Below are 8,050 nucleotides of genomic sequence, written 5' to 3'. Positions count from 1 at the left end.
CCCCCCCCCCCCCCCCCCCCCCCCCCCCCCCCCCCCCCCCCCCCCCCCCCCCCCCCCCCCCCCCCCCCCCCCCCCCCCCCCCCCCCCCCCGCGCCGGTACAGGGCCGATTCAGGGGGGACGGGATGCCCCGGAGTCGGCGCTGATCGTCCGAAGCCGAACGTCGGTCGGCTAGGCAGTTTCGTCTGGATCATCCGATCGTTGGTCTGGGTGTGCCGTTAACAGATGTGCAGTGGGGGCGAATCGAGCCGTTGCTCCCGGACCGGACACCGAAGCGGGGTGGACGCTGGCGTGACCACCGGGAGGCGATCGGCGCGATCGCCTTCAGTTCCAAACCGGAACGCAGTGGGTCCACCTGCCGGAGAAATTCGGCAACTGGAGAGGTGTCTACAACCGGCTGCGGATGTGGGCCCTGGACGGCAGCTGGGAGCGGGTGTTCACCGCACTGATGGCCCAGGCCGAGCAGACGATGACCTGGTCTGGGCCGTATCGGTGGACTCCACGATCGTGCGCGTTCACCAGCACGCGGCCGGAGCCCGCAAATGGGGGCCCGGCCGCAGAATCGGCCGACCATGCCATCGGCCGGTCCGGGCCCAGCTGGCGGGTCGGCTGGTGCCGGTGACGACGGCGGCGGCCTCGGCCGCCGTCCAGGTGCGCAGCACGAGCCGCTGCGTGGTCAGCTCGCCCGGGCCGTCAAAGGTAGTGGGGTGCACGGTTGTCTCCTGGTCGGAGTGGGTGACCCGGTCCGCGCTCTGTCAGCTGGCGGAGCGGAAAAGGGCATGTCGAGAAAGGCCGTTGACGGCCATATTCATCAACCTCCCCACGTGTCCGCGTTCACGCGCCTGCCGCGCCCGTGCGACGGTAACAGATGCCGGCCAGTACGAGCCTTTTCATCTGCGGCGGGCGGTTACCAGGGCGAACGAGAGGTATTCGCCGCCGTCCTGCGTCAGCATGTCGATCACCGGCTGGTTCGCCTTCGCGGCGTCCGGCCCCTGCTCGGCGCAGGCACGCGCCCACAGCAGCCAGTCCTGCCATGCATCTTCCTGGAGGCGCGCGGAGGTGACGTCCACCAGTTCGGTGACCTCCCACTGGAAGCGCCACCACTGGGGTGTGTGCCAGGCGATGGCCTCCCAGCCCACCACCGCCTTGATGTGGTCCGGGATCGCCCCCAGCTCGCGCACTTCCCTGGTCATCCCCGGTGTCGCCATGCCCAACTGGCCACCCGGCCGTAGGAACCGCACCAGGTAGGGGAGGTAGCCGTCCGCGGTACCGAAGTATTCGAACGCGTCGATGCTCACGATCGCGTCGAAGCTCTCCGGCTCGAACGGCAGGACGTGCGCCTCCGCCCGCACGGCGGTCACCCGGTCGGCGACTCCTGCCTGGGCGAAGACGGCGGCAGCGTCCTCGGCTGGTATCCACCAGTCGGCCGCGACCACCTCAACGCCGTACTCACGCGCAAGGAACACCGACGTGGCTCCTTTGCCCGAGCCAAGGTCCAGCACCCTCATCCCCGGCCGCAGATCAAGATTTGCGGCCAGGTCCTCCAGGAGCCACAACGGGTTCGGCCCCATGTCGAGGCCCACGAGCCAGGCAGGGTCATAACCAGAGGAACGCGGGTAGCGACCAGGTCGTGCAAGATCATCCAATGCAGTCACGGACACACCCAAGCCCATGACACACGGACGCACAACCCAAAATCGTCCGCCCCCTTCCGCACAGCACGCGGCCATGCGCAACCGTCAAGCGCTGGCCATCACGCGAATGACCTTCCCGATCCCCCGGTCGTCTGGTCAGCGAGATGATCCAAACGAAACGGCCTAGCTCAGTCCGGCACGGAGGCGCAGGCCCCGAAGACCCTGACCACATAGCCGTCGAGCCGATCACCGAATGCCGCCGCCGAATCGATGCCGGAGCCGGGGAGCGTGCCGGCATCGTCGGTATCGGCGAGGTAGTCCACATCGGCCCAACCGCCGCGGAACAGCACGACGGACAACGACGCGCCCGCCGGCCCGGTGAGAACGACTCCGAAGGAGTCCGGGTGCACCACGACGGCCCGGTCCGGCTCCAGCCGCTGCGGCCACTTCTGCGCCCCGTCGCGCCAGGTCACCGGCCCGACGGTCAGTCCGGCCCCCGCCCAGCGGCTCCTCCGACGTTCCACCTCGCGGACGGCCTCGTCAAGATCGATCGCTCGTTCCATGCGCCGATCATGCCGCAGCATCGAAGCCGGACGAAGCCGGGCGGAGAAGCCCACCGGAGCCGGGCGTGGATCGGGCCCCGCCCGACGAGGACGGCGGCAGCGGTGTCGGCTACCGCCGCCCCGGCAGCACCGGCGCGCCACCGGGCGGCCGGTCCGGGAGCGGACCGAAGTTGAGGAACTGATGAGAAAACCGGCCGACGGGCCCGGGCGCCGATAGCGTGGCCGGATGGATCACGACCAGCACCAGCGCCACGCCTCGTCCTTCGGCGCCGCGGCGGCGGCCTACGCCGAGCACCGCCCGGACTACGCGCACGCCGCGGTGCGCTGGGCGCTCGACGCCGCGCCCGGGCCCCGGGTGCTCGATCTCGGCGCCGGGACCGGCAAGTTGACCGCCACCCTGCTCGACCTGGGGGCCGAGGTCATCGCGGTCGAGCCGGATCCGGCGATGCTGACCGAGCTGCGCCGCTCGCTGCCGACCGTCCGGGCGCTGTCCGGAAGCGCGGAGTCCGTTCCGCTGCCGGACGCCTCGGTGGACGTGGTGCTGGCCGGGAATGCGATGCACTGGTTCGACATGGCGGTCGCGGGCCCGGAGATCGCCCGGGTGCTGCGGTCCGGCGGCATCCTGGCGGGCCTCTGGAACCTCCTGGACGACCGGGTCGACTGGGTCGCCGAGCTGGCCCGGGTGAGCGGGGCCGCGGCGGTCGGGCCGCGTGACACGCCCGCCGCCTGGCGGGCCGAGACGGCCGGCGCCCACCTGCCGAGGGGCGGCGGCGCCGTCCGCTTCGGCGAGGCACGGCAGGAGCTCTTCGCACACGGGCAGCCGCGCACCGCCGATTCGCTGGTGGCGACCCTGGCCACCCGCGCCGGGATGCTGGTCATGCCGGACGACCGGCGGGAGGCCGCGCTCGCCAGGATCCGCGCGTTCCTGGCGAGCCGGCCGGAGACCGCGGACGGCGGCTTCACCCTGCCGATGCTCACCGGCGTGCTGCGCACCCGCCGACTGTGACCACACAGGGCCGCGGCGACGACCGTCCTGCGCCGTCCCGCCTGCGGTCGACGCCCCGCCGCCGACTGACATCCCGCCTCCGGCTGACGTCCCGGCGCTACGCGCGCGCCTCCGGCGGAAGCGCCGCGGCGATGCAGTCGAGGACCCGCTCCAGCCCGATCCGGAACTGCTCGTCGCGGCCGAGCCGGGGCCCGCGCGCCTCCAGGGCGATCCGGCCGAAGATCGGGTACTCCCCGCTCTCCAGCAGGTGTCGGACGTACGGGTAGTTGCGCGCCTGCCACTCCTCCTCGCTCACGCCGCTGCGCCGCACCTCCTCCGTCCAGCTGACCTCGTCGCGGGCGGCGCCCTCCACGAAGCCGTTGAGGACGGCCATCAGGCCGAGGTTCTCGTCGATCGGGAGGTGCGCGTCCAGGACGCCCATCACCCCTTCGATCAGCCGCAGTTGCTGAGGCCCGAGGCCGGGCAGCGCGCGGTGCACGGTGGCGATCCAGGGGTGCCGCAGCCACATGGCGCGCAGGCCGTGGGCGTAGCGGGTGAGGTCGGCCCGCCAGTCGCCGGAGGGCATGCCCTCGACGTCGATCTCCCCCATCAGCCGGTCGGCCATCAGCTGGATCAGCTCGTCTCGGCCGGGGACGTACCGGTAGAGCGACATCGCGCCGGCGCCGATCTCGGCGGCGATCCGGCGCATGGTGGCGGCCTCCAGGCCCTCGGCGTCGGCGATCCGGACGGCGGCCTCGGTGATCTGCGCCCGGCTGTAGGCGGGTTTAGGCCCGCGGGCGGGGCGTTCGGGCCGCATCCAGATGTTCACGTACTCGGCGTCGGCCACCGTCGACCCTTCTTCTTGCGTACACGGTACCCAGTAATCTAGCGTGGCCACCATGACCGCGTACAACGTACTCAGTCGAGGGGTGAACTGATGGCGACCGGCACGGACGGGCCGACACCGATCAGCGAGGCCGACCGCGACACCGCCGTCCGCCGCCTCCAGGAGGCCTACGCCGACGGGCAGTTCGGCTTCGAGGAGCTGGATGGACGGCTGCAGCGGGCGCTCACCGCGACGACACCGGACGGCCTCGCCGAGGCCCTGACCGGACTGCCGGAGCCCGTCGCCCACCCGGACACCCGGTCCGCGACCACCCTCACGGGCGACGCCCTCGGCGGCCGGATCCGGCGGCGCGGCGCCTGGCGCGTCCCGCGCGTGCTCACCGTGGCCTCGGCACTCGGGCGGGTGCGGCTGGACCTCTCCCGGGCGGTCATCGAGCACCCGGTGGTCGACATCCAACTGCTGCTCGGCACCGGCGGGGCCGGCATCACCGTGCCCCGGAACGCGGTCGTCGACCTCACCGCCCTCCACGCCGGCCTCAACCAGCCGCGCTACCGCGCCCGCCGGAACGTCCGCCCGGGCGGGCCGGTCATCCGGATCTCCGGGGGGATGGGGACAGGCCGCCTGCGGATCCGCCACTCCCTCTGGTGAACCCCGCCCTCCGGTGAACACCGCCCTCCGGTGAAACCCGCCCTCTGCTGAACCCCGGCCCCTTCGGCCGCCCCGGCTCAGCCCTCGGCCGTGCGCACCGCCTCGATGAAGCCGCTGGTCCGCCCCGCGCCCTCGGGCAGCGGACGGCCGTAGGCCGCTCCGACCTCGGCGAGGGAGGTGGTCCGGGCCTGCCAGCCATGGGCGTTCAGCCACTGGTCGGCCTCGGGCCCGAGCCCGCCCTGCCAGAGCTCGGTGACATGGGCCAGAGCCGGATCCTCCGGGCCGCGCGAGACGTCCCGGCCGCGCTCCATCAGCAGTCGGCTGCCCGGTGCGGAGAGCGAGCCGACGGCCGTGAGCAGCCCCGCCGCCTGCTCGGCGCTCAGGTACACCAGCAGGCCCTCGGCCAGCCAGGCGGTGGGCAGTTGCGGGTCGAAGCCCGCCGCGACCAGGCGGCGCGGCCACCCCGGGTCGAGCAGGTCGCCCGGCAGCACCTCGCGCCGGCAGGACGGCACGGCGTCGGCCGCGTCGAGCACCTGCTCCTTGAACTCCAGTACGGGCGGCAGGTCCAGTTCCCACAGCCGGGTGCCGCCCGGCCAGTCCAGCCGGTAGGCCCGGGCGTCCAGTCCGGCCGCCAGCAGCACCACCTGCTCGGTCCCGGCGGCCAGCAGCCGGTCGTCGTAGTAGCGGGTCCGCAGCACGATGTGCACGGCGAGCGCGGCGGCGAGGCCCTCGCGCCGCGCCCGCTCGGGGAGTTCGGCGGGCAGCCCGGCGGCCTCGGCGAACCGGGCCGCGTACGGGTCGGTGAACAGCGGCTCGGGCCGGGTGCTCTCATGCGCCCGCACCAGCACCACGGGCAGGGCGGTGCGGGAGACCGGGCTCATCGCATCAGGCGTCGGCGTCATGCCCGCCAATCTACCGCCGCCTACAAGTCCGGTCCGGGCAGGGCCAATTCCTCGCGCACTCCGCCGTTCCCTGACATGATCCGGGCTGTGACCGGCGTCGCATCGAGTGCGAACGCCGGGGCGACCGGGGAGGAATCGACGGGGGTGGCGATGAACGAGGACACCGTGCCGACGCCGGGCGGCGACGATGCCTGAGGACGCGGTTCCCGTCCGGGACGCACGCCCGAACCCGGACGGCTGGCAGGTGCCGCCGTCCCTCGGCGACAGGCTGCGGCCCGCCGTCCGGATCGTGCTCGGCCTGGTCGGCATCGCGCTCGTCGTCGCGGGCTTCGTCCGGTTCACCGCCGCCTTCGAGGACGTGCGCCGCTACCACGACACCCCGCTCTGCACCGCGACCGCGAAGCCGTCCGACGCCTGCGCGACGCGGGAGAGCGGCCGGGTGACCGGGAAGCACCTGGATCCGGACTCCGACTCGGATCCCTACACCCTGACCGTTGCCCGCGAAACGGCACCGGCCGCCGAGTACAGCGTCGGCAAGGCGTTCTACGACGACGTCACCGCCGGCACCACCGTGGACGTGAACGTCCTGCACGGCCGGGTCATCGAGATCAGCTACCACGGTCACCGCTCCCGGACGGAGACCTACCCGTGGGCGGATGCCGCCGTGCTCAGCCTGCTGATCGCCGCCGGGACGGCCCTGGTGCTCACCCAGGCGTGGCCACCGGACGACGGGGCCGTGTCGTTCCCCCTGGCCGTCACGGTCGTGGCGAACGTGTTCGCCACGTTCCTGGGCTCCATCGCGCTGCTCACCCTCCAGTGGCCGCTGGCCGTAACCCTGATCGTCGCCGCACTGTGCTGGATCGCCGCGACCGCCCTCTTCCGCGGCATCCTCAACGAGTACGCCTGATTGTCAGGTCCCCAACAAGGGAAGTAGCCTCCCCACATCCGCCGCCCACCGGGAGGAACTCCGTGCCGATCAGGACCAGAAGAAGAAGAGGAAGGGTCAGGACCGCGTCGGCCCTGCTGACCGCCGCCCTCGCCGCCGCGTTGCTCGGCGCCTCCCCCGCCTGGAGCGCACCGGACCCCGGCGCGCCCGGCACATCCGGCGCATCCGCCGCACCGGGCACCGACCGGCCCCGGCACCAGGTCGAGGCCTTCGCCGAGGACGGGACCATCGCCCACGCCACGGCCCCCGCCGCCTCCCCGTACCTGGCCACGCCGCCCGCCGGCCTCACCGCCCCGGGCGCCGACGGCGACGGCGAGGTCACCGCCCTGGTCCGCAACGGCGACCCGGCCGCCAAGCTGGACGTGGTGGTGATCGGCGACGGCTACACCGCCCAGGAGCAGCAGAAGTTCCGCACCGACGCCGCCGAGAAGTGGCGCGAGATCACCGCCGTCGAGCCGTACGCCACCTACCGGCAACTGTTCAACGTCTGGGCGGTGTCCGCCGTCTCCCCGGAGTCCGGCGTCACCGGTGATCCGGACCAGGCCACCGTCCGGCACACCGCGCTCGGCTCCTACTTCTGGTGCGACGGCGTGGAACGGCTGCTCTGCGTGGACGACAAGGCCGTCGACCGCTACGCCGCCAAGGCCCCGCAGGCGGACCTGGTGATCGTCGTGGCCAACACCGCCAAGTACGGCGGCGCGGGCTACAACGACATCAAGTCCCCACTCGGCTACGAGGGCATCGCCACCGTCGCGGGCGGCAACGCGAAGTCCGGGCAGATCGCCGTGCACGAGACCGGCCACTCCCTGGGCAAACTCGCCGACGAGTACTCCTACGACGGCCAGGGGACGTACCAGGGCGCCGAACCGCCCGAGGCCAACCTCAGTACCCTGACCGCCGACCGGATGCGCGACCAGGGCACCAAGTGGGCCCGCTGGCTCGGCCAGGCCTCGCCCGACGGCGGAACGGTCGGCAGCTTCGAGGGCGGTGGCTACTACCCGACGGGGCTGTACCGGCCGACGGAGAACTCGATCATGCGCTCGCTCGGCCGCGAGTTCAACCTGCCCGGACGGGAGGCGATGATCGCCGGCTTCTACCGCCACGCCACCCCGCTGACCAGCCCCACCCCCGCCGGCAGCCGGCTCACCGCCGCCGACCGGCTGACCGTCGACCTGCCCGTCCCCGACACCCAGCTGCACTGGTACCTCGACGGACGCGAACAGCCCCGGCTGCGCGGACGCACCGCCCTCGACCTCGAGGCACTGCACCTGACCGGCCCGCGCTCACGCCCGCACCTGCTCACGGCCGTGGCCACCGACCCGACCCCGGCCGTCGCGGACCCGGCGCTGCGGAAGGAACTGACCGGCAGCCTGTCCTGGCTGGTGACCAAGTAGTCAGCCGTCAGGACGCCGACCCCGGGGGGGGGGGGGGGGGGGGGGGGGGGGGGGGGGGGGGGGCGAGAGTGGGGGGAGGGGGGGGGGGGGGGGGGGGGGGGGGAAGGGGTGCGCGACCGGAGCCCAGGGGCCT

8 protein-coding genes and 1 pseudogene are annotated in these 8,050 nt (G+C 73.1%); 5 read left to right on the top strand and 4 right to left on the bottom strand.

The features are described from left to right. Positions 1-338 precede the first annotated feature (338 nt). A pseudogene (locus ACZ4W5_RS37480) lies at positions 339-620 on the top strand (hypothetical protein); the annotation flags it as partial. 268 nt (positions 621-888) lie between these two features. Here the strand turns inward: ACZ4W5_RS37480 and ACZ4W5_RS37475 are convergent. Both ACZ4W5_RS37475 and ACZ4W5_RS37470 read right to left on the bottom strand, forming a co-directional pair. Then, positions 889-1,671 (bottom strand): SAM-dependent methyltransferase, encoded by a 783-nt coding sequence (locus tag ACZ4W5_RS37475; RefSeq protein WP_465659686.1) that lies wholly within the window; start codon positions 1,669-1,671, stop codon positions 889-891. A gap of 149 nt (positions 1,672-1,820) precedes the next feature. Further along, entirely contained in the window at positions 1,821-2,195 is a 375-nt protein-coding gene (locus ACZ4W5_RS37470; RefSeq protein ID WP_465659685.1) for a hypothetical protein, read from the bottom strand. 226 nt (positions 2,196-2,421) lie between these two features. Between ACZ4W5_RS37470 and ACZ4W5_RS37465 the strand changes: the two genes are divergently transcribed. After that, positions 2,422-3,201, top strand: coding sequence for a class I SAM-dependent methyltransferase (locus ACZ4W5_RS37465; RefSeq protein ID WP_465659683.1), 780 nt, complete (start codon positions 2,422-2,424; stop codon positions 3,199-3,201). 97 nt (positions 3,202-3,298) lie between these two features. On the opposite strand, the gene ACZ4W5_RS37460 is transcribed toward ACZ4W5_RS37465, so the two are convergent. Next, the gene (locus tag ACZ4W5_RS37460) at positions 3,299-4,027 is read right to left on the bottom strand and encodes a TetR/AcrR family transcriptional regulator (RefSeq protein WP_465659681.1); all 729 of its coding nucleotides are present in this window, start codon (positions 4,025-4,027) and stop codon (positions 3,299-3,301) included. A 90-nt stretch (positions 4,028-4,117) separates the two neighbouring features. On the opposite strand from ACZ4W5_RS37460, the gene ACZ4W5_RS37455 reads away from it, so the two are divergent. Next, the gene (locus ACZ4W5_RS37455; protein WP_465659679.1) at positions 4,118-4,675 is read left to right on the top strand and encodes a DUF1707 SHOCT-like domain-containing protein; all 558 of its coding nucleotides are present in this window, start codon (positions 4,118-4,120) and stop codon (positions 4,673-4,675) included. A 77-nt stretch (positions 4,676-4,752) separates the two neighbouring features. On the opposite strand, the gene ACZ4W5_RS37450 is transcribed toward ACZ4W5_RS37455, so the two are convergent. Beyond that, positions 4,753-5,577 (bottom strand): SAM-dependent methyltransferase, encoded by an 825-nt coding sequence (locus tag ACZ4W5_RS37450; protein ID WP_465659677.1) that lies wholly within the window; start codon positions 5,575-5,577, stop codon positions 4,753-4,755. A gap of 187 nt (positions 5,578-5,764) precedes the next feature. On the opposite strand from ACZ4W5_RS37450, the gene ACZ4W5_RS37445 reads away from it, so the two are divergent. Together ACZ4W5_RS37445 and ACZ4W5_RS37440 are read left to right on the top strand one after the other, a co-directional pair. Then, complete coding sequence (locus ACZ4W5_RS37445; protein WP_465659675.1) at positions 5,765-6,484, top strand: hypothetical protein; 720 nt, start codon at positions 5,765-5,767, stop codon at positions 6,482-6,484. A 62-nt stretch (positions 6,485-6,546) separates the two neighbouring features. Continuing rightward, positions 6,547-7,917, top strand: a complete 1,371-nt coding sequence (locus ACZ4W5_RS37440; protein WP_465659673.1) for a M64 family metallopeptidase — start codon at positions 6,547-6,549, stop codon at positions 7,915-7,917. Positions 7,918-8,050 lie beyond the last annotated feature (133 nt).

The organism is Kitasatospora sp. NPDC029367, assembly GCF_055569135.1.
This window is presented reverse-complemented; position numbering and strand designations above follow the sequence as displayed.